Annotated in this window: 21 protein-coding genes; 11 read left to right on the top strand and 10 right to left on the bottom strand. The window is 69.1% G+C overall.

Annotation, left to right across the window (positions count from 1 at the left end; all coding sequences use genetic code 11):
- Nucleotides 1-328: 328 nt before the first annotated feature.
- Complete coding sequence (locus FGM06_RS06410) at nucleotides 329-811, top strand: hypothetical protein (RefSeq protein WP_144798278.1); 483 nt, start codon at nucleotides 329-331, stop codon at nucleotides 809-811.
- Nucleotides 812-971: 160 nt separating this feature from the next.
- Here the strand turns inward: FGM06_RS06410 and FGM06_RS06405 are convergent, their stop codons facing one another.
- On the bottom strand, nucleotides 972-2849 hold the full coding sequence (locus tag FGM06_RS06405) for an ATP-binding protein (protein ID WP_144798277.1): 1878 nt from the start codon (nucleotides 2847-2849) through the stop codon (nucleotides 972-974).
- Between the two features lie 141 nt (nucleotides 2850-2990).
- Between FGM06_RS06405 and FGM06_RS06400 the strand changes: the two genes are divergently transcribed.
- The gene (locus FGM06_RS06400) at nucleotides 2991-3209 is read left to right on the top strand and encodes a hypothetical protein (RefSeq protein ID WP_144798276.1); all 219 of its coding nucleotides are present in this window, start codon (nucleotides 2991-2993) and stop codon (nucleotides 3207-3209) included.
- 194 nt (nucleotides 3210-3403) lie between these two features.
- Here the strand turns inward: FGM06_RS06400 and FGM06_RS06395 are convergent, their stop codons facing one another.
- Nucleotides 3404-3739: a hypothetical protein gene (locus FGM06_RS06395; protein WP_241662535.1), complete on the bottom strand. Its 336-nt coding sequence runs from the start codon at nucleotides 3737-3739 to the stop codon at nucleotides 3404-3406.
- Nucleotides 3739-5283, bottom strand: coding sequence for an acyl-CoA carboxylase subunit beta (locus FGM06_RS06390; protein ID WP_144798275.1), 1545 nt, complete (start codon nucleotides 5281-5283; stop codon nucleotides 3739-3741). Before FGM06_RS06390 ends, FGM06_RS06395 begins: the two co-directional genes overlap by 1 nt.
- A gap of 300 nt (nucleotides 5284-5583) precedes the next feature.
- On the opposite strand from FGM06_RS06390, the gene FGM06_RS06385 reads away from it, so the two are divergent.
- The 4 genes from FGM06_RS06385 (at nucleotide 5584) to FGM06_RS06370 (ending at nucleotide 7943) form a co-directional block, all read left to right on the top strand.
- Nucleotides 5584-6222, top strand: coding sequence for a 50S ribosomal protein L1 (locus tag FGM06_RS06385; protein ID WP_144798274.1), 639 nt, complete (start codon nucleotides 5584-5586; stop codon nucleotides 6220-6222).
- Complete coding sequence (locus tag FGM06_RS06380) at nucleotides 6219-7265, top strand: 50S ribosomal protein L10 (RefSeq protein WP_144798273.1); 1047 nt, start codon at nucleotides 6219-6221, stop codon at nucleotides 7263-7265. The genes FGM06_RS06385 and FGM06_RS06380 overlap by 4 nt, the downstream gene beginning before the upstream one ends.
- 18 nt (nucleotides 7266-7283) lie before the next feature.
- Complete coding sequence (gene rpl12p / locus FGM06_RS06375) at nucleotides 7284-7628, top strand: 50S ribosomal protein P1 (protein WP_144798272.1); 345 nt, start codon at nucleotides 7284-7286, stop codon at nucleotides 7626-7628.
- A 123-nt stretch (nucleotides 7629-7751) separates the two neighbouring features.
- Entirely contained in the window at nucleotides 7752-7943 is a 192-nt protein-coding gene (locus tag FGM06_RS06370; RefSeq protein WP_144798271.1) for a hypothetical protein, read from the top strand.
- 28 nt (nucleotides 7944-7971) lie between these two features.
- On the opposite strand, the gene FGM06_RS06365 is transcribed toward FGM06_RS06370, so the two are convergent.
- On the bottom strand, nucleotides 7972-8685 hold the full coding sequence (locus FGM06_RS06365) for an SWIM zinc finger family protein (protein WP_241662534.1): 714 nt from the start codon (nucleotides 8683-8685) through the stop codon (nucleotides 7972-7974).
- Nucleotides 8686-8881: 196 nt separating this feature from the next.
- Here FGM06_RS06365 and FGM06_RS06360 point away from each other — a divergent pair, with 196 nt between their 5' ends.
- Nucleotides 8882-9097 carry a DUF7472 family protein gene (locus FGM06_RS06360; RefSeq protein ID WP_144798270.1) on the top strand — a complete coding sequence of 72 codons (216 nt, stop codon included), beginning with the start codon at nucleotides 8882-8884 and terminating at the stop codon, nucleotides 9095-9097.
- Between the two features lie 13 nt (nucleotides 9098-9110).
- Here the strand turns inward: FGM06_RS06360 and FGM06_RS06355 are convergent, their stop codons facing one another.
- Genes FGM06_RS06355 through FGM06_RS06345 form a run of 3 tightly spaced genes read right to left on the bottom strand, consistent with a single transcriptional unit; the run spans nucleotide 9111 to nucleotide 11616 of the window.
- The gene (locus tag FGM06_RS06355; RefSeq protein ID WP_144798269.1) at nucleotides 9111-10352 is read right to left on the bottom strand and encodes a DNA primase; all 1242 of its coding nucleotides are present in this window, start codon (nucleotides 10350-10352) and stop codon (nucleotides 9111-9113) included.
- A 54-nt stretch (nucleotides 10353-10406) separates the two neighbouring features.
- Nucleotides 10407-10931, bottom strand: coding sequence for a DUF5518 domain-containing protein (locus tag FGM06_RS06350; protein WP_186310980.1), 525 nt, complete (start codon nucleotides 10929-10931; stop codon nucleotides 10407-10409).
- 7 nt (nucleotides 10932-10938) lie between these two features.
- Nucleotides 10939-11616, bottom strand: a complete 678-nt coding sequence (locus FGM06_RS06345; RefSeq protein ID WP_144798268.1) for an HVO_2922 family protein — start codon at nucleotides 11614-11616, stop codon at nucleotides 10939-10941.
- 109 nt (nucleotides 11617-11725) lie between these two features.
- Between FGM06_RS06345 and FGM06_RS06340 the strand changes: the two genes are divergently transcribed.
- A complete protein-coding gene (locus FGM06_RS06340; RefSeq protein WP_144798267.1) occupies nucleotides 11726-12703 on the top strand; it encodes a winged helix-turn-helix domain-containing protein in 978 nt (325 codons plus the stop codon).
- 99 nt (nucleotides 12704-12802) lie between these two features.
- On the opposite strand, the gene sod is transcribed toward FGM06_RS06340, so the two are convergent.
- Nucleotides 12803-13402 carry a superoxide dismutase gene (sod, locus tag FGM06_RS06335; protein ID WP_144796938.1) on the bottom strand — a complete coding sequence of 200 codons (600 nt, stop codon included), beginning with the start codon at nucleotides 13400-13402 and terminating at the stop codon, nucleotides 12803-12805.
- A 202-nt stretch (nucleotides 13403-13604) separates the two neighbouring features.
- Between sod and FGM06_RS06330 the strand changes: the two genes are divergently transcribed.
- Together FGM06_RS06330 and FGM06_RS06325 are read left to right on the top strand one after the other, a co-directional pair.
- Nucleotides 13605-14354, top strand: a complete 750-nt coding sequence (locus tag FGM06_RS06330) for a pirin family protein (RefSeq protein WP_144798266.1) — start codon at nucleotides 13605-13607, stop codon at nucleotides 14352-14354.
- Between the two features lie 163 nt (nucleotides 14355-14517).
- Nucleotides 14518-16509, top strand: a complete 1992-nt coding sequence (locus tag FGM06_RS06325; RefSeq protein WP_144798265.1) for an SLC13 family permease — start codon at nucleotides 14518-14520, stop codon at nucleotides 16507-16509.
- An 89-nt stretch (nucleotides 16510-16598) separates the two neighbouring features.
- On the opposite strand, the gene FGM06_RS06320 is transcribed toward FGM06_RS06325, so the two are convergent.
- Both FGM06_RS06320 and FGM06_RS06315 read right to left on the bottom strand, forming a co-directional pair.
- A complete protein-coding gene (locus FGM06_RS06320) occupies nucleotides 16599-17231 on the bottom strand; it encodes a protein sorting system archaetidylserine decarboxylase (protein WP_144798264.1) in 633 nt (210 codons plus the stop codon).
- A 2-nt stretch (nucleotides 17232-17233) separates the two neighbouring features.
- Complete coding sequence (locus FGM06_RS06315; RefSeq protein ID WP_144798263.1) at nucleotides 17234-18283, bottom strand: AAA family ATPase; 1050 nt, start codon at nucleotides 18281-18283, stop codon at nucleotides 17234-17236.
- Nucleotides 18284-18569: 286 nt separating this feature from the next.
- Between FGM06_RS06315 and FGM06_RS06310 the strand changes: the two genes are divergently transcribed.
- Complete coding sequence (locus FGM06_RS06310) at nucleotides 18570-19913, top strand: ABC transporter substrate-binding protein (protein ID WP_144798262.1); 1344 nt, start codon at nucleotides 18570-18572, stop codon at nucleotides 19911-19913.

The raw sequence follows: 19913 nt of genomic DNA, 5'->3' as shown, positions 1-19913 counted from the left end.
CGACAGCGGCGACTACTTATACATAAACGACGCGGTGGCGCGTGCCGATGAGCGCCCGGCAGGGCGCGAGTCGCACGCGCGAGGGACGCCGCGAGCGACGTGGGCGACCAAAGGGAGCCCCGAGCGAGCGGCGAGGCTGGGGAGGTGTGGTGCCGTCCGGTGTGGCTGGGGCTTTGGCGGTGCTCGCCGCCGATCCGCCAGCGTCCATGTATAAACAAATGTTTCCGTTGAAATCCTATTTTCAGATGTATTTTCGACTGAAACAGTCGGTCGATGAGAGTTACCTACTTGGCCGAACAACTAATAATACGGTAGAAAACCAACAGGTATGGAACACATCGACGGTGGTCGGGTCCGGAGGCACCTCTTCGGAGATCGTCTCCCTCGTTGGACCGTTATCGGTTCTGTTGTCGGTCTCTTGGGTCTCGCGTCTGTCGCGTTCCTCCTCGGTGTGGGTGTTCGCCTCTATGATTTCCGGGGCTGGCTTGTGATTGTTCCGGGAACTGCCGTCATTGCGGGGATCCTCGGTGCGGGCTTAGTCCCAACCGTCGGTACACTGTGGCTGATTAGCCTCTGGGGGTACGCCTTCCCCCCACTCGTCGGCTATCTCTCTGGTGAGTGGATGGGGGCAGGCCGGTACACCTCGCCGAGAATGCTGGGGTTCGCATACGGGTCTGCCCGCGCCGAATTACTTGGAGGACTCGAAACAAGTGTTAATTTTGGGTTGGCGCTTGCGGTCCTCGTCGGAACGACCGGCTACGTTGCGGGATCCGTCATCAGATGGATGGCGACGCGTATACGATCGGCTTGACTACTGAACAGCTTGTACTGACCGCGACTGGTCAAGAAATGTCACTTCCTGAAAATTCAAACGAGCCAACGATTTACAGATAAGCGGCCGAGACGTCGAATCTGCTCGCCGCAGCGCCATCAATCACTTATAAACGACCGCGTCCGGAGAACGCTCGGTCTTACTCCAGCACGACCAACACGTCGTCCATGTCGACGCTGTCGCCCTCGCCGACGTGGACGCTCGCGACGGTGCCGCCGCGCTCGGCGACCACGTCGTTCTCCATCTTCATCGCCTCGAGGACGCAGACGACGTCGCCCGCGGCCACCTCGTCGCCCTCGGCGACGTCCACCGAGAGGATCGTCCCCTGCATCTCCGCCGCGATCGCCTCGCCGCCCTCGGCGACGTCGACGCCGTCGTCGCCCCCGTCGTCGCTCGTCGCCTGCGGCGGTCGCTGCTTGCGGCCGCCCGCGCCGCTCCCGCCGCTCGCGGGGGTCGGGATCGCGGGCGCGCCGCGCTCCTCCAGCTCCACGTCGAAGCGTTTCCCGTTCACCTCGACGGTGAACTCGCGCTCGGTGACCTCCTCGTCGCCGTCGTCGCCCGCCGACGACTCGGTGCCCCACTTCTCCTGCGCCTCGGCGACCAGCTCGCGGTCGAGCTCCTCGTCGAGGTACTTCGTGGTGTGGGTGCCCGCGACGAACCGCTCGTCGTCGAGCATGAGCCGGTGGAACGGGACGATCGTGACGACGCCCTCCAGGTCGTACTCCGCGAGCGCGCGCTTCGACCGGGCGAGACACTCCTCGCGGTCGCCGGCCCACACGATGAGCTTCGCGATCATCGAGTCGTAGTCGGTGACGAGCTCGTCGCCCTGCCGGAGCGCGTCGTCGACGCGCACGCCGATCCCGCCCGGCGGGTCGTACGTGTCGAGCCGGCCCTCGTTGGCGGGCTGGAACTCCTTCGCGGCGTTCTCGGCGTTGATCCGGAACTCGATGGCGTGCCCCTCCAGCCCCACGTCGTCCTGCGAGACTGAGAGCCCCTCGCCGCTGGCGACCCGGAGCTGCTGTTTCACGATGTCGATCCCGGTCAGCTCCTCGGTGACGGTGTGTTCGACCTGAATGCGCGTGTTGACCTCGAGGAAGTAGAACGGGGTGTCCGGACCGAGCGGCTCCGCCGGGTCGCGGTCGACGTCCTCCTCGACGAGGAACTCGACGGTGCCGGCGTTGGTGTAGTCGGCGGCGGCGACGCCCCGGCGAGCGGCCTCGCCGATCCGCTCGCGCAGCTCGTCGGAGAGCGCCGGGGAGGGGCCCTCCTCGATCACCTTCTGGTGGCGGCGCTGGAGCGAGCAGTCGCGCTCGCCGAGGTGGACCACGTCCGACGTGTCCGCGGGGCCCTCTCCCTCCTCGCCCGCGTCCGCGACGATCTGCACCTCGACGTGGCGGGGGGTCTCGAGGTAGCGCTCGAGGTAGACGGAGTCGTTCGAGAAGTACGCCTCCCCCTCGCGCTTGGCCGACTCGAGCGCTTCCGCGGCCTCCTCGGCGCTCTCGACGACCTTCATCCCGCGCCCGCCGCCGCCGCCCTCGGCCTTGATCGCGACCGGGTAGCCGTGCTCGTCGCCGAAGTCGGTGACCGCCTCGACCTCGGTGACGGGCTCCGTCGTCCCCGGGACGATGGGGACGTCGGCGTCGTCCATCACCCGGCGGGCGTGGGTCTTCTCGCCGAGCCGCTCCATCGCGTCGCTGGCGGGGCCGATCCAGGTGATCCCGTCGGCGGCCTCGACGCGCGCCGCGAAGTCGGCGTTCTCCGCGAGGAAGCCGTAGCCCGGGTGGATCGCGTCGGCGCCGGCCGCGCGCGCGGCCTCGACGACCGCCTCGCCGTCGAGGTACGAGTCGGCGGCGCGGGCCGGGCCGACGTTGTACGCCTCGTCCGCGTACTGGACGTGGCCGCCGTGTTTGTCCGCGTCGCTGTACACGGCGACGGTGTCGACGCCCAGCTCCGCGCAGGCGCGCATCACCCGGACCGCGATCTCCCCGCGGTTCGCGACGAGAACTTTGTCGAACATTCTTACACCGTCATTCCACGATAAGCCACCTCATTCTATCGGTCCGCGACGACGACCGGTGACGACGATCGTCGTACTCCGTCGGCGCTCGCCGCGATCTCCCCGGGACGGTTAAGGGGCTGCCCGCACCCAGATCTCGACATGCTCTCGCCCGGAAACCCCTACGTGTTGCCGTCGACGCTGGTCGCGGCGGGCGCGTACCTCGCCGCGACGCTCCTGACGGACGCCTCGATCCTCGTCCGGATCGGGCTCCTCGTTCTCCTCGCCGGCGTGGTCCCCGTCGTGCTCAACCGGGTCCTCGGCGGGTCGCCCGCGGAGGCCGCGCCGGAGGAGGGCGTCGAGGAGCCGCCCGAGGCGTGACCACAGATATATAAGCTATCCAACGGATCGTCGAACGCACCCTGCGAAGGGTAGGCATGGAGAGGCCTCCGCGGCGCCTCCCCGGGGGAATGCACGCGCTCGGACGCTCTCGCGTCCGGGGCGGGTGTTCGGAAACGGAACAACGACCGAGCCGCGGCGCCGTCGAGGGTCTGCCGCGCTTCGGAAGCCGGTCCTCAGAAGCGATCGGCGCGGCCGGCCGCCGTCCACGGGTCGGTCGGCGCGTTCTCCGGGACGCGAATCGACCGACCGGTGAGCCGGTCGACCCGTCCGGCGAACGACCACCGCTCGCCCTCCCACCCGGTCTCCGCGTCCGCCTCGGCCGCGGCGGCCGCGGCCAGCTCCCCGTCGCGGAGGTGGGCGGCGACCGCGGCGGCGATGGCGGCGGCCTCCGCGTCGTCGGCGTCGTCGGGGACCGTCAGGTCGTCGAGGACGGCGGCGACCGTCGGGCCGGCCGGATCGTGTTCCGGTTCGGTCGAGTCCGCGTCCGGTCCGGGCGAGTCGGCCGCCATCAGATCGGGATGTTGCCGTGTTTCTTCTCCGGCTGGTCCGAACGCTTTCCCCGCAGCATCTGGAGGTCGTCGATCAGCCGCGCGCGCGTCTCCGCCGGCTCGATGACGTCGTCGATGAACCCGCGGTCGGCGGCGCTGTACGGGTTCGCGAACTCCTCGCGGTACTCGTCGATGAGCTCCTGCCTGCGCGCGTCGGGGTCGTCGGCCGCCGCCAGCTCCTCGCGGTAGAGGACGTTGACGGCGCCCTTCGGCCCCATCACCGCGATCTCGGCGGTCGGCCACGCGTAGTTGACGTCGCCGCCGATGTGCTTCGACGACATCACGCAGTAGGCGCCGCCGTACGCCTTCCGGGTGATGACGGTGAGGAGGGGAACGGTCGCCTCGGAGAAGGCGTACAGCAGCTTCGCGCCGTGGCGGATGATCCCGTTGTGCTCCTGGTCGGTGCCGGGCATGAAGCCGGGCACGTCCTCGAAGGTGAGGATGGGCACGTTGAACGCGTCGCAGAACCGGACGAACCGGGCGCCCTTCTGGCTCGACTCGATGTCGAGGGTGCCGGCGTTCACGCGCGGGTTGTTGGCGACGATCCCGATCGAGTGGCCGTCGAGCCGGGCGAAGCCGACGACGACGTTCTTCGCGAAGTTCTCCTGCACCTCGAAGAAGGAGCCCTCGTCGACGACGCTCCCGATCACCTCCTTCATGTCGTACGGCTTCCGCGGGGCGTTCGGCACGATCTCGGCCAGCTCCTCGTCGGCGCGCTCGGGGTCGTCCCACGGCTCGACGCGGGGCGGGTCCTCGACGTTGTTGGCGGGGAGATACGAGAGCAGCCGCGCGATGTCGTCCAACGCGTCCTCCTCGCTCTCCTCGGCGAAGTGGGCGACGCCCGAGGTCGACGTGTGGGTGACGGCGCCGCCGAGCTCCTCGAAGCTCACCTCCTCGCCCGTCACCGTCTCGATGACGTCCGGGCCGGTGATGAACATGTGCGAGGTGTCTTTCACCATGAAGGTGAAGTCCGTGATGGCCGGGGAGTACACCGCGCCGCCGGCGCACGGGCCCATGATCGCCGAGATCTGCGGGATGACGCCGGACGCCTCCGTGTTGCGCCGGAATATCTCGGCGAAGCCGCCGAGCGAGGCGACGCCCTCCTGAATGCGAGCGCCGGCGGAGTCGTTGAGGCCGACGACGGGCGCGCCCACGTCCATCGCCTTGTCCATCACCTTGCACACCTTCTCGGCGAACACCTCGCCGAGCGAGCCGCCGAAGACGGTGAAGTCGTGCGCGAAGACGAACGTCTTCCGGCCGTTCACCTCGCCGTAGCCGGTGACGACCCCGTCGCCCGGGATCTGCTGTTCCTCCATCCCGAACTTGTGGGTCCGGTGGGTGCGGAACCGGTCGAACTCGTGGAACGTCCCGTCGTCGAGGAAGTAGTCGATGCGCTCGCGCGCGGTCATCTTCCCCTTCTCGTGTTGGGACTCGATCCGGTCTTCGCCGCCGCCCTTCGCCGCCCGCTCGCGGCGCTCGCGGAGGTCCTCGATGCGGTCGTCCATCGTCACGCCGGACCACCCTGAGTCATTACCTCGTGGGTCGGTAAGCGGCGTCAAAAGGGTTCCCCTACGCGACGTTTCGGAGTTCGACGCGCGTCGAATCGGGGGGCCACGACGGGTCGATTCCGTTTCCGGAACGCCCCCGTGACGCCGCTCTCGACCGGCCGCACGAGCCCTGTCGCCGGTTCGCACGGGGACGGGCGGTTCGACGCTTTTAAACCTCCGATGGACCACTCTCCGGTGAGACAGGCTTCGCCTGTTTCACTGACCCGTAGGAGCGACCTGCGTACTACGGAGGTGAAAATGGCAGACACAATACAAGAGGCCGTAACTCTCGCACTCGACGATGCGCCCGAGCGGAACTTCCGCGAGACCGTGGACATCGCGATCAACCTGCGAGACCTTGACCTCAACGATCCGTCGAACCGCATCGACGAGTCCGTCGTGCTGCCGGCTGGAACGGGGCAGGAGACACAGATCGTCGTCTTCGCGGAGGGCGAAACCGCCGTCCGCGCTCAGGAAGTCGCTGACCAAGTACTTGACAGCGACGACCTCGAGGACCTCGGAGACGACGACGACCGCGCAAAGGACCTGGCCGGCGAAACCGACTTCTTCGTCGCGGAGGCCAACCTGATGCAGGACATCGGTCGGTACCTCGGTACCGTCCTCGGTCCGCGCGGGAAGATGCCTACCCCACTACAGCCGGACGACGACGTCGTCGAGACCGTCAACCGGATGAAGAACACGGTGCAGCTCCGGTCCCGCGACCGGCGCACGTTCCACACTCGCGTCGGCGCCGAGGACATGGGCGCCGAGGCGATCACGGACAACATCGACGTCATCGTCCGGCGGCTCGAAGCGAGCCTCGAGAAGGGCCCGCTCAACATCGACGGGATCTACGTGAAGACCACGATGGGTCCCGCCAAGGAGGTGCCCGTATGAGCTCGGTCCGCAAGACCGAGACGATCCCGCAGTGGAAACAGGAGGAGGTCGACGAGCTCGTCGAGTTCATCGACTCATTCAACTCCGTCGGGATCGTCGGCGTCGGCGGCATTCCGAGCCGGCAGCTCCAGGCCATGCGCCGCGAGCTGCACGGCTCGGCCGACGTCCGCGTGAGCCGGAACACGCTCACCGTTCGCGCCCTCGAAGAGGTCGACGACGGCGTCGAGGAGCTGACCCAGTACGTCTCGGGTCAGGTCGCGCTCATCGGCACGAACGACAACCCGTTCGGCCTCTTCCAGCAGCTGGAAGCCTCGAAGACCCCCGCCCCGATCAACGCGGGCGAGGTCGCCCCCAACGACGTCGTCATCCCCGAGGGTGACACCGGCGTCGACCCCGGACCGTTCGTGGGCGAGCTCCAGACGATCGGCGCGGCCGCACGCATCCAGGACGGCTCGATCATGGTCACCGAGGACTCTACGGTCCTCGAGGAGGGCGAGGTCGTCGACGACGACCTCGCGAACGTCTTAGTCGAGCTCGGCATCGAGCCGAAGGAAGTCGGGCTCGACCTCAAGGGCGTCTACTCGGAGGGCGTCCTGTTCGAGCCGGACGAGCTCGAAATCGACGTCGACGAGTACGCGGCGGACATCCGGTCCGCCGCCGCCGCCGCGCGCAACCTCTCGATCAACGCCGAGTACCCGACGGCCGCCACGGTCGGCAGCCTTCTCGCGAAGGCCTCCGGCGAGGCGAAGTCCGTCGGGCTGTTCGCGGAGATCGAGAGCCCGGACGTCGTGCCCGATCTCATCGGGAAGGCCGACGCCCAGCTGCGCTCGCTCGCGGCCCAGATCGACGACGAGGAGGCACTCCCCGAGGAGCTGCAGGGGGTCGAGGCGGCCCCGGCTCCGGAGACGGACGACGCCGACGAGGAGGAACAGGCGGAGGAAGACGACGACACGGACGACGCTGAGACGACCGACGGCGACGCCGACGCCGACGAGGACGACGGCGACGACGGCGGCGACGGTCTCGGCGCGATGTTCGGCTAACACTACGAGGACACACCAATGGAATACGTTTACGCTGCGCTCATCCTGAACGAGACTGGCGAAGAGATCAACGAGGAGAACATCACCGGCGTGCTGGAAGCCGCCGGCGTCGACGTCGAGGAATCCCGCGTCAAGGCGCTCGTCGCCGCGCTGGAGGACGTCGACATCGAGGAAGCCATCGAGACGGCCGCCGCGGCCCCCGCCGCCGGCGCCGCGTCCGGCGGCTCCGCGGACGCCGCGGAGGCCGAGGAAGCGGCCGACGAGGCCGACGAGAGCGACGACGAGGCCGAGGAAGCGGCCGACGAGGCCGACGAGGACGACGACGAGGACGGCGGCGAGGGCCTCGGCGAACTCTTCGGCTAACCTCGGACGCACCGCGACCGACCGTCGCGCCGACCGCACCCATTTTTATACCGATGCCGCTATCCGGAGTGATAACGCCGGGCGCGCCTTTTTATACTGATCGGCGGAAGTGGTCCCCGTTCAATGAAGATCGTCGACGGCGACAAGGTCGAGTGCGACCGCTGCGAGTCGGTGCTTCCCATCGGAGATGTCTCGCTGCTCGAGAAGGAGACGAACCGCGACTACGAGAGGGTGCTGTGCGAGGGGTGTCTCGGCGCCGTCGGCGTCCCGAAGGGATACACGTTGCGGCGCGACATCAGTCACCTCGCGGGCTGACTCGACGGCGTGGCGGGGCCGCGAGCGGTCACTCCCGGCGCGGGCGAACGAGCCGCGAGGCTGGGAAGGCGTACCGCTCGCAGTCCGACAGGCCGCGCCCCGGGCGGACCGCGTCGACGTACACGGCCTCGATCACGGGCTCGTGGGCGCCGTACGCGGCGTTCGTGGCGTACTCGTCGACCGTCCGGTCCTCCTCGGTCCGGTAGGCGTCGGCGCGCTCGGTCGTGACCGCGACGACGACGAGCCGCTCGCCGGTCTCCCGGTCGCGGACGACGTCGCCCGGTTCGAACGCGTGGCGCGAACAGAGGTGCGCCCCCGGGTCGTCGAGCGGGACGAACGTCTCCGTCCCGCAGACCGCGCAGGCGCCCACGCGCTCGTCCGGTGCCGGGACCGACCCCGCGGTCACCTCCATGGCGACGCGCCGGAGGTGTTTACACCGGGAGCCGCGGATCGCGTGGTCGGGGCAGGTGCAGGTGCCGGCGTCGAGCGCGACGACGTATGTGCCGCCGTCCGTCTCGACGACGTACCGCCGGTCGCGGAGGGGCCGCACCGTCATCTCCTCCGCGGCGGCGCGCGCCGACCGGTCGTCGACGTCGACGGCGGCGCTCGGAGCGCGCTCGGAATCGTCGTCGTCGACCGCGGCGGAGACGCCTCGCTCCGGGGATCGCTCCCCCGGCGGCGCGGCTCGCGGTGCGTCCGGATTGGTGGCCGCTGACGCGGGCGGGGTTCGGGGATGCGTCATGAGTGACCGCGAGGGTGGCCCTCGCTTCGGGTCGAGATAGGCGCCGAAAACGGTTAAATTCGCCGCCGGAGGATGTCGAGCGTCCGAAATCTGGGGTTCGGCTGTCGGCGCCATCGAGGGGACAGTCGCCGGGAGCCGCCGGAACACGGCCGCCCTCATCGAAGTGCTTTTTTAGCGGCGACGGAAACCCGCGGGCATGGAAATCGACGCGGAGCTTCGTCGGCAGATCGCGGTCTCGTTGCTGGCGGCCGCCGTCTTCATCCTCGGGCTGGTCGGGATCGGGGTCACGTTCGGCGGGTCGTCCGGGCTGCCGGAGTCCGGCGCGATCGCGCTGATCGGACTGCTGACCGGGTTCGTCCTGTTGATGGCGCTCGTCGGCGCGTACCTCATCCGCGCGAACGACGGGGAGTAAGTCGGCGACTACCCTACTCCGCTCCGTCCGAGTCTACGGTCTCGCTCGCGGCCCGCGCTTTTCCGTTCTCCTCCTCAGTTTCCCCCTCGCTTCCCTCCCCGTTTTCCTCATCGCTCTCCTCCCCGTTCCTGTCGCCCTCGCGGTCCCGCCAGTCCGTGATCTCGTCGGCGGCAGCGACCCGCTTCTCGTAGTACGCGAGGGGGTCGGCGGCCACCTGCATGTGGTCCTCCTCGTTGTGGCAGATCCCGTAGTTCGCCAGCGTCTCGCAGGTCGGCGGGGGGTACTGCGTCCCGCGATCGTCCTTCAGGTACTCCGTCTGATACCGGATCCCCTCCGCGTCGAGGCTCGTGTCGGCGCAGAACGCCACCACCTCGTCCGGCGTCATCCCGATCCCGACGAGGAACGCCATCAGCGCGAACGACTCCGGCGGCGAGAGGTCGGCGTCGCGCTCGGCCTTCTCGATCAGGTTCGTCATACAGGGCGGGAACAGCTCGGGGGCGACGACGTCGACCGGCCCCGCGTAGCTCCGCTCGGAGAGCAGGCGCTTGAGGTCGGCGACGCCCTCCTCCAGTTCGGCGGCGATCCCCTCGCCGGCCGCCAGCTCGAACGGGAGCCCCTCGCGCACCCGCTCCTCGACCGCGGCCTCCAGCGCGTCGAGCAGCTCCTCGCGGGAGACGCGCACCGCCCCGCCGGCGAGCGCGCGATTGACGAGCCGCCACGACTCGCCCCACGACGGAGACGTGAGCCGGAGGTACGGGCCGACGTCGATCCGGTAGTGGGCGGGGTCGCGGCCGGGGGAGTCGGCGCCGGCCCCCGCTTTCCCCCCGACCGACTCCGGGCGGACCGCGTCGGCGAGGTCGAACTCGGCGAGCACGTCGTCGAGTTCGACGGTCGGCGTCGACACCGACCGCAGCTCGTCGTCGGTCGCGAGGTCCTCGCGGATCCGGTCGACCGCGGTCGCGGCCTCCGCGGCGGCGTACTTCTCGATCGCGGGCTCGGAGTCTAAAAGCGAAACGAGGATCCGCGCGACCGGATACGAGAGCAGCTCCGCCTGCACGTCGTAGTCGGACTCGCCGGGGAACTCGCCGCTCTCCGACTCGACCGTCCCGTCCATCAGGGCGCGCTCGACCCGCTCGCGGCCGCGCTCGACGGCGGGGGCGTCGGCCGCGACGAGCTCCGGCAGCGACACCGCGGCGTCGGCGACGGCCTCGCGGGCGGCCGTGAAGAACGGGTACTTGGCGTCGAGCGCGTCCATGTCCGACCCGAGGTAGCGACGGGCGTCGAATAAGCGGTGCGGTCCGCGGCCGCGCTACAGCTCCCCGCGGAGGTAGTGCCCGAGGTAGCCCCCGACCACGCCCGAGCCGAGGGTGTAGGCGGCGCCGAGCCCGACCGCGACGAGCACGACGAGCCCGAACTCCGCCGGCGCGCCGGCGAACCCGAGGAGGAACAGGAAGACGAACACGACCGCGACGAACGGGAGCGTCATGACGAGGCCGGCGACCGCCCCCGTCTTGAGCGCGTCGGCCGACGTGCCGCCGCAGAGGTAGCCGGCGAGCGCGCCGCCCAGGACGGTCGCGAAGGGGACGAACGACAGCACCGACCCGGCGATCCCGCCCAGCACGCCGTAGAGGAGGATATCGCCCAGATCCGCGGGCGCGTCGTCGCCGGGCGAGAGGTACCCGCCCGAGTCGTCGTCCGGATCGTATCGATCGGCGGCGACGCTGCGGTCCTCGGCGTCTCGGCTCCGCGCGTCGCCGGTGGAGGGCTCTACTCCCGCGTCGCCGGTGGAGGGCTCTACTCCCGCGTCGCCGGTGGAGGAGTCGTCGGAGACCATCGCCGACCTACTCCTCGTCGTCCTCGGCCGGCTCGTCGCCGTCGAGCTCCTCGACGGGCGCGCCCGGCGCGTTCGACTTCACGCTGTTGAGTCCCTGTTTCGCCTTCTGCTTCGAGGCGTACCCCTGACCGCCGTCGGCGATGACGTTGCCGTTCTCGTGGCGGAGCCGCCAGCGGTGCTCGTCGGCCTTGTCCCGGAACAGCTCGAAGACCGCGTCGCTTCCGCCCTCCTCGGGCGGCTCCTCGCCGCGGCTCGCGTCGATCACGTGGGCGCCCGGCGCGTTCCGCTGCACGCTCTCGATCCCCGACCTCGCGTCGCGCTTGTCCGCGTACCCCTCGCCGCCGTCGGCGATGATGTTCCCGTTGTCGTGGACGAGCCGCCAGCGCCACTGGCCGGCGTTGTCGGCGTACAGCTCGAACGTCCCCCTGCTCGCGGCGGCGTCGACGTCGACCTCGCCCTCCTCCTCGTCGAACTCGACCTCCACCTCGAAGTGGACGGTGCCGTCCTCGCGTTCGAGCTCGATCTCGACCTCCGACTCGGCGGCGGGGTCGACGGTCACCGTCCCGGCGTCGTCGACCGGGATCGGCTCGCCGCGGCCGAGCGCCTTCGCGATGCGGCGGAAGTAGGTGGCCAGCGCCTGTCGACTCCGCGACCCCTTCGACTCGTGGATCGTCTCTTCGGGCATACGCGTTTCACCTCGGGGGCGGCACACAAAACGCTATGCCCGGACCCCCCGTCGCCGCGCCGTCGCCGACCCCGATACGCTTTAGCCGCCCCCGGCGCACGTCCGAGGCGTGAGTCAGTTCGATCGGAGCACCGGACCGGACGCGAGCGGCGACCGGGAGGTCGACGGCGACGAGTCGGCCACGGGCGGGGAGCCCGAGGCCGACCGCGGCGGGCCGGCGACCCCCCGCACCGAGTCGCGCGTCCTCCCCGCGGAGGTGTTCGCGACGCTCGGCAACGACACCCGCGTCGCCGTCCTCCGGGCCCTCCTGGAGCTCGGCGCCGACGAGGCGCCGGTGAGCTTCACCGACCTGTTCGACCGCGTCGACGTCGACGACAGCGCGAACTTCAGCTACCACCTCCGGCAGCTCACCGGCCACTTCATCCGGCGGAGCGACGAGGGGTACGAGTTCCGCTCGCCCGGTCGGAAGGTCGTCAGCGCCATCTTCACCGGGAGCCTCACCGAGCGCGCGCAGCTCGGCTTCTTCCCCGCGGACGGCGCCTGCTACGACTGCGGCGGCGACCTCCACGGCTGGTACGTCGACGACGAGCTCACCGTGGGCTGCGCCGACTGCGGGACCGTCCAGGTGAGCTACCCGTTCCCCTCGGGCGGGCTCGACGACCGGACCACAGACGAGCTGTTACAGGCGTTCCACCACTACGTCCGCCACCACTACTGCCTGGCCGCCGACGGCGTCTGCCCCGAGTGCACCGGCTCGATCGACACCACGCTCGTGCGTGACCCCGACGACGAGGACCTCGACGTCGCCGTCGAACACGTCTGCCGGCGGTGCAGCTACCGGCTGCGGTCGACGATCGGCGTCACGCTCCTCGACCACGCCGAGACGCTCGTCTTCCACTCCGACCGCGGCGTCGACCTGAACACCGCGCCGTTCTGGCAGTTCGACTGGTGCGTGAGCGACCGGCTGACGACGGTCGTCTCCGAGGACCCGCTCCGGGTGCGGCTGACGCTCCCCTGCGCGGGCGACGAGCTCCGCGTCCTGCTCGACGAGACCTGCGCCGTGATCGAGACGACGCTCGTCGAGTAAGGCGGAACCGCAGTAGAATACCGGAAGAGGGCCGCGACGCCTTCGGGCGCGACTCCGACGCGGGATTCGACGCGCGTCTCGGAGCGCGTTCTAGACGCGTTACTCGAAGAGCTCGACGGCCTGCTCGTAGCGGGCGGCGGGCTCGTTCCAGTCGACGACCTCGAAGAAGTTGTCGACGAACTCGCCGCGAGCCGGACCGTAGTCGTGGTAGTAGGAGTGTTCCCAGACGTCGAGCGCGAGGATGGGGTGACCGCCCCAGATGGCGCCCTGGTCGTGCTTGTCGACCACGACGTTGCGGAGCTGGTTCGAGAACGTGTCGTACACCAAGAGCGCCCAGCCGGAGGCGCCGGAGGCGGCGGCCTCGAACTCGCCCTTCCAGGCCTCGTAGGAGCCGAAGTCCTCTTCGATGCGGTCTGCCAGAGCGCCCGAGGGCTCGTCGCCGCCCTCGGGGGACATGTTCTGCCAGAACAGGTCGTGGAGGATGTGGCCCGACGAGTTGTGGGTCACGTTCCGGATCGCACCGGCCGACGAGGAGAAGTCGTGCTCCTCGCGGTTGGCCTCGAGGGTCTCCTCGGCCGAGTTCCAGCCGTTCACGTACCCCTGATGATGGGTGTCGTGATGCCATTCGAGCACCTGCTCGGAGATGTGCGGTTCCAGCGCGTCGTAATCGTACGGTAACGGATCGAGTTCGTAGCTCATGTCTACGACCAGTCGTATGCTCGCCGGGCACATGAACGTTCTCTGTAACGCGTTCCAGTAAGAGGATCGACTACTGTGATTCCGTTTATTTGGGCTATTTAACTCCGTTCAAACGCTTTCGAAGATATTATTATAAGAATTATGTTATTTCTCGGCTACCGCCGACGAGACGCTTATCAGTGCCGGACCAATCAGATCGCCTATGAAGACTAACGCGACGACCGACGGCGGCGACGGAGTCGTCTCGGGCGAGCCGGTTCGCCACGGGACGGGCGTGAACTCGAACCGCGCGTTCCCGACCGAGAGTCACCCGACGAACCTCGACCCGTTCGTGCTGTTCGAGCGGTTCTACATCGAGCCGGACACGGGATTCCCGATGCACCCGCACAAGGGGTTCGAGATCGTCTCGTACATGATCGAGGGCGGCATGGACCACGCCGACTCGCTCGGCGTCGAACACACCGCCCGCGAGGACGAGGCGATGCGGATCACGACCGGGGAAGGCATCCGTCACTCCGAGTTCCCCGCCGACGGCGAGGCCTGCAACGGGCTCCAGCTGTGGGTGAACCTCCCGCAGGACGAGAAGGAGGTCGACCCCGACTACGTCGACGCGAGCGCGGCTGAGCTCCCGACGCGGGAGACGGACGGCGCGACCGTCACGACCGTCGTCGGAGAGGGGTCGCCGATCGACCTCCACACCCCGATGGAGTACCTCGACGTCCGCGTCGACGACGCGTGGACGTGGACGGTGCCGGACGGGTGGGCGGGCTTCCTCTACGGCGTCGCGGGGAGCGGGTCCGTCGAGGGCGACGCGTTCGGGGAGGGAGACGTCTTCACGACCCGCGCCGGCGGCGAATTCGCGGTCGCGACCGACGGCGACCTCCGGCTCGTCGCGGTCGCGGGCCGGCCGCACGGCGAGCCGATCCGGCAGCAGGGGCCGTTCGTTTTATAAATCCGCTCCGAGCTTCCCTCACGCGGCCGACGGCCGCCACCTACCTTCGCCGATAGCCGACGGACGCTATCAACATTCGCCGATAGCCGACGGCCGCCATCACGGAGCGCCCGGTTCCGTACTACTATGTGGGCTCCGCGAGGACCCGCACACGGTTGATTCGGTGATTACGGTAGTACACGGTCTCGTACCGCCGCCGTCGACGCTCCTCGGACAGCTCCCCGTAGCGCTGCCGGTCCCGCTCGACGTGTTCGTCGTGCTCGCCGTGGTCGCCGTCGCGCTCGCCCTGTTCGTCCTCCAGCCGGTCTCGATCGACACGACCGCCATCGCGCTGATGGTCGCGCTCATCCTCCTCGGCCCGTGGACGGGCGTCTCCCCGGAGGAGGGCGTGTCGGGCTTTTCGAACCCCGCGACGCTCACCGTGCTGTCGATGTTCGTCCTCAGCGAGGGCGTCCGACAGACCGGCGTCATCCAGATCCTCACCCGGAAGATGGAGTCGTTCGCGGGCGACAGCGAGTTCCGACAGCTCCTCGCGACGGTCGGGCTCTCCGGACCCTTCGCGGGCTTCGTCAACAACACGCCCATCGTCGCGGTGCTCATCCCGGCCGTCATCAACCTCGCCAAGAAGACGGGGACCTCGCCGTCGAAGCTGCTGATTCCGCTCTCCTTCGCCTCGATGATGGGCGGGACGCTCACCGTCATCGGGACGTCGACGAACCTGCTCGCGAGCGACATCTGGACACAGATCGGACCGACGGGCGAGCCGTTCTCGCTGTTCGAGTTCACGCAGCTGGGCGTCGTCGTCCTGGCCGTCGGCAGCGTCTACCTGCTGACCGTCGGGCGATACCTCACCCCCGCTCGGATCACCGCCGAGGGATCCCCCACGGACCAGTTTGGGATGTCCGACTACCTGACCGACGTCGTCGTGGACGAGGAGTCCGACCTCGTCGGGTCGCAGGTGCGGGCGCTGCGACGCCGCGACCTCGACCTGGACGTGTTCCAGATCGTGCGCAACGGCCGCACCATCGTCCGCGGCCTCCCGAGCGAGCGGATCCGCGCCGGCGACGTCCTCTCGGTGCGAGCGGACCAGGAGACGCTCGAACAGGTCATCGAGGACGAACACCTCGCCCTCCTGCCGGAACTCCGCGACGCCGCGGTCGACGAGGGCACATCCCTGCCCGAGGAGGTCGTGTCGGCGCGCCACGCGTGGAACCGGTCGCCGGCGTCCGACGCCGCCCCCGCGGCCGATGAGACCGAAGGGAAAGACGACGAAGCGGGCGACGAGGCGGACGACGACGAGACGGAGACCTCGCTCACGGAGGTCGTGTTGCTTCCCGGGCCATGGTCGAATCGGCGAGACGGCGTCGTCGGCTTCGAGCGCGAGTTCGACGCGACGGTCCTCGCGATCCGCCGGGGAAACGAGGTGATCCGCCAGCGCCTCCGCGACGTCGACCCGCAGGCCGGAGACGTGTTGCTCGTGCAGACGAGCGCGGACGTCCTGGACCGGATTCGAACCGACGCCAACGTCGTCGTCTCCAGCGACGAGCGCTGGGAGGAGTTCGACCGGCGGCAGATCCCCATCGCGCTGGGCATCGTCGCCGGCGTCGTCGGACTGGCCGCCCTCGAGTACCTCCCCATCATGGTCAGCGCGCTCGCCGGCGTCGTCGCGATGCTCTTCTCGGGAATCCTCCGTCCCGAGGACGCGTACGACGCCGTCGACTGGGACGTCATCTTCCTGCTGGCGGGGGTCATCCCCCTCGGCATCGCCTTCGAGGCGTCCGGGACGGCGGACCTGATCGCGACGGGGATCGTCGCCGGGAGCGCCGTCCTGCCGCCTATCGCGATGCTCGCGACGTTCTACCTCGGCACCGCGATCGTCACGGAGATGGTGAGCAACAACGCGAGCATCGTGCTGATGCTCCCGATCGCCGTCGAGGTCGCGGGGCAGCTCGGCGCCAACGCCTTCGCGTTCGCCCTCGCCGTGACGTTCGCCGCCAGCACGCCGCTGCTCAGCCCGGTCGGCTACCAGACGAACCTCATGGTGTACGGCCCCGGCGGGTACAAGTTCACGGACTTCGCGCGCGTCGGCGCTCCGCTCCAGCTCATCCTCACCGTCGTCACGACGGCCGGCATCGCGTTCTTCTGGGGACTGTAGCGCGCCGGAGCCGGAGGGGCTCACTCCGTCAAGCCGAGCGTCGTCCCACTCCCGCTCGGCGATCACTCTCTCCCGCTCGGCGATGACCCTCAGTCCCGCTCCGCGATGATCGTCTCGCCCGCGCGGACCGCGTCGCCCTCGCGCACGAGGAGGTCGTCCTCGTCGACGTCGGCGGGGAAGATTACGTCGGCGCGGGAGCCGAACGAGACGTGGCCGACGCGCTCGCCGCGGTCGACGGCGTCGCCCGGCTCCACGGACGGGTGGATCCGGCGGGCGAACCAGCCGGCGATGACCAGCAGCTCGTACTCGCCGAAGTCGATCGCGACCTGCTCGTTGCGGTCGGACTCCTTGCTGAACGCGGGCCGGTTCGCGCCGGGGCGGTGCCGCACCTCGCGGACCTCGCCGGCGATCGGCGCGCGGTTCACGTGGACGTCGGTGACGTTCATGAACACGCCCACCCGCAGGCGAGTCCCCTCCTCGCGCACGACCGAGACGGTGCCGTCTGCGGGGGCGACGACGACGCCCTCCGCGTCCGGCGGGGTTCGGTCGGGGTCGCGGTGGAACCAGAGGACCCCGAGCGCGAGCGCGACGAGGGCGGCGCCGACCGGGGGGAGGAGGGGGAGCGCCGCGGCCCCGACGAGGGCGGGGACCAGCGCCAGCCGCCACGCCTCGTCGACGACCGGGAACGGGAGGACGCGCGCGAGCGGCGGGCTCCGCGCCATCGTCACGCCTCCACCGGGTCGCGGAGGTCGGGTCGGAGCTCGGTGCGGCCGGCCGCCCACGCCGCGAGTAGGTGCGTGAGGTGGGTCCGGTCGTCGAGGCCGTCGGTGAGGTCGAGGTCGGCCTCGCCGGCGAGCACGTGGAGCCGCGCGAGGTCGTCGCCGCCGTACTCGGAGCCGGCGCGGGCGACCCGCAGGACCTCCCGGAGGAGCTCCCCGCCGTCGTACCCCCCGTCGTCGAGGAGATCGTCGAGGGTCGACCGCGCGTCCTTCAGGTCGCCGGCGCGGGCGTCGCCGAGCGCCCCGCGGATCGCGTCGTCGTCGCCGACCTCGCCGAGCGTCTCGTAGGCGGTCGACATCGTGACCTCGCCTCCCTCGACCGCGGTCGCCTGCGCGGAGAGGATCGCCTCGCGGAGGTCGCCGCCGGCCGCGCTGGCGACGAACTCCAGCCCGTCGGCGTCGTACTCGACCCCCTCACGGTCGCAGATCGTCTCGAGGACGTCGATCGTCTCGTCGGTGGTCGGCGCGCGCATCCGCACCGGGAAGCAGCGCGACCGGATCGGCGCGATGAGCTTCGACGGCTGGCGGGTGGCGATCACGAACTGCGTGGTCCGGTGGTGCTTCTCCATCACGCGCCGGAGCGCCTGCTGGAAGTCCTCGCGGATCGACTCGGCGTTGTCGAGCAAGATCGTCTTGTATTCGCCGGACATCGGCGCGTACGACGCCGACTCCTTCAGAACTCGATTTATCATGTCGCGTTTCGCCATCCGGCTCCGCCCCTGCAGGAACCCCTCGAAGCGGGGGTCGGTCCGGATCTCCTTTTTCGTCCGGCCGAAGAAGTCGGCGACGTTGATCTCGATCAGGTCGCCCTCGGGATTCTCGTGGGCGGCCCGGGTCAGCGCCCGCGTCGCCGCCGTCTTCCCGACCCCCGGCGGCCCCTGTACGACGAGGTTCATCGGCTCGTCGACCGCGCGCTCCAGCCGCTCGCGGGCCTCCTCCTGTCGGATCTCGTCGAGCGCGGGAGCGTGCGCGTCGATCCACAGCGGTCCGTCCATGCCGTGTGGGTCCGGGCCGGGCGCTCAAGAATCGGTCGGTCGGTGCGCCGAGCCGACCCGTCGTCGAGGCGGGGAGCGAACGCCCAGTCGGCACCAATTCGTTACGATCACCCCCGGCTAAACCGTTCAAAAACGGGCCGGCGACGACGTTCCGAAGAAGACGCTCATTTCCTCTTTCCCACGGAGAGTCCGTTTACGGCTGTTTACTATGCGATCCGTTTTTTAATAATATTTTGAGTAAATAAACATCAATCGTTAAGTAAGGTGCATCCGAACTCGCGGACACATGTCACGTGACAACAGCGCAAGTTCGGAGGACCGACTCACCCGCCGCCACTACGTGGCCGGCGCCGGGGCCCTCGCGACCGTGGGGATCGCCGGCTGTTCCGGCGACGGCTCTGACGGCAGTGACGGCTCTGACGGCAGTGACGGCTCTGACGGGTCCGACGGCGGCGACTCCGCCGAACTGGAGATCGTCCACTGGTGGACCGCCGGCGGCGAACAGGACGCGTATCAGGCCCTCCTCGACGGCTTCCGAGAGGAACATCCGGACGTCGAGATCGTCGACAACCCGGCGCCCGGCGGCGCCGGCTCCGCGATCGACACGGTGATCCAGAACCGCGTGATCGACGGAAACCCGCCGAGCACGTTCCAGATCTGGCCCGGACAGGCGCTCACGCCGTACACGAACGAGGGACTGCTCGAGGACATCGGCGACTCCGTCTGGGACGACGAGATGCGCGACGCCTACCTCGACGGCGTCCGCGACCTCGCCCAGCCCGAAGGGAACCTCGTCTCCGTTCCGATCAACATCCACCGACTGAACAACCTGTTTTATAACGTCTCCGTCCTCGAGGACGCCGGCGTAGACGCGACCGACATCGACGACCCGCAGGGGCTCCTCGCTGCGATGGAGACCGTCGCGGCCGAGACCGACGCCACCCCGATGGCCCACCAGACGCAGGCCCCGTGGTCGTCGCTCCAGCTGTGGGAGAGCGTCTTCATCGGCCAGCAGGGCGTCGACGACTACCAGACTCTCATCGGCGGCGACGTCGAGTCGCTCGAGGACGAGGTGCGCACCTCGCTCGAGACGCTCGCGTCGTACGCTGAGTACTATCCCGAGGACGCCGGATCCATCTCGTGGGACCAGGGGAACAACGGAGTGATCGAGGGCGACGCCGCGTTCCTCCACCAGGGCGACTGGGCGGCCGGCCAGTACGGCTCCGCCGAGGACTTCGAGTTCGAGGACGACTGGGACATGGTGCCGTTCCCGGGCACCTCGGGCGTCTACCAGTCGGTCATCGACTCGTTCGTCTTCCCGACGAACAACCCGTCTCCGGAGGCGACCGAGCAGTTCCTCAACTACGCCGGTACCGTCGACGCACAGGAGCGGTTCAATCCCATCAAGGGTTCGATCCCGCCCCGGACTGACGTGCCGATGGACGAGTTCGGCGACTTCCTCACCCGACAGTTCGAGGACTTCCAGAACTCGAACACGCAGCCGCCGGCCATCGCGCACGGGACGGCCGTCGCGCCGGCCATCCAGTCCTCGCTCTCCGAAGTCTTCGCCAACTTCAACGGTAGCCTCGACGTCGGCGCGGCGTACGAGGGCATCCGCGACGCGTTCTGA

It is taken from the genome of Halorubrum depositum (assembly GCF_007671725.1).
In the GTDB taxonomy this organism is placed as follows: domain Archaea; phylum Halobacteriota; class Halobacteria; order Halobacteriales; family Haloferacaceae; genus Halorubrum; species Halorubrum depositum.
The sequence above is the reverse complement of the archived record's forward strand: the minus strand, read 5'-3'. Positions and strand labels throughout refer to the sequence as shown.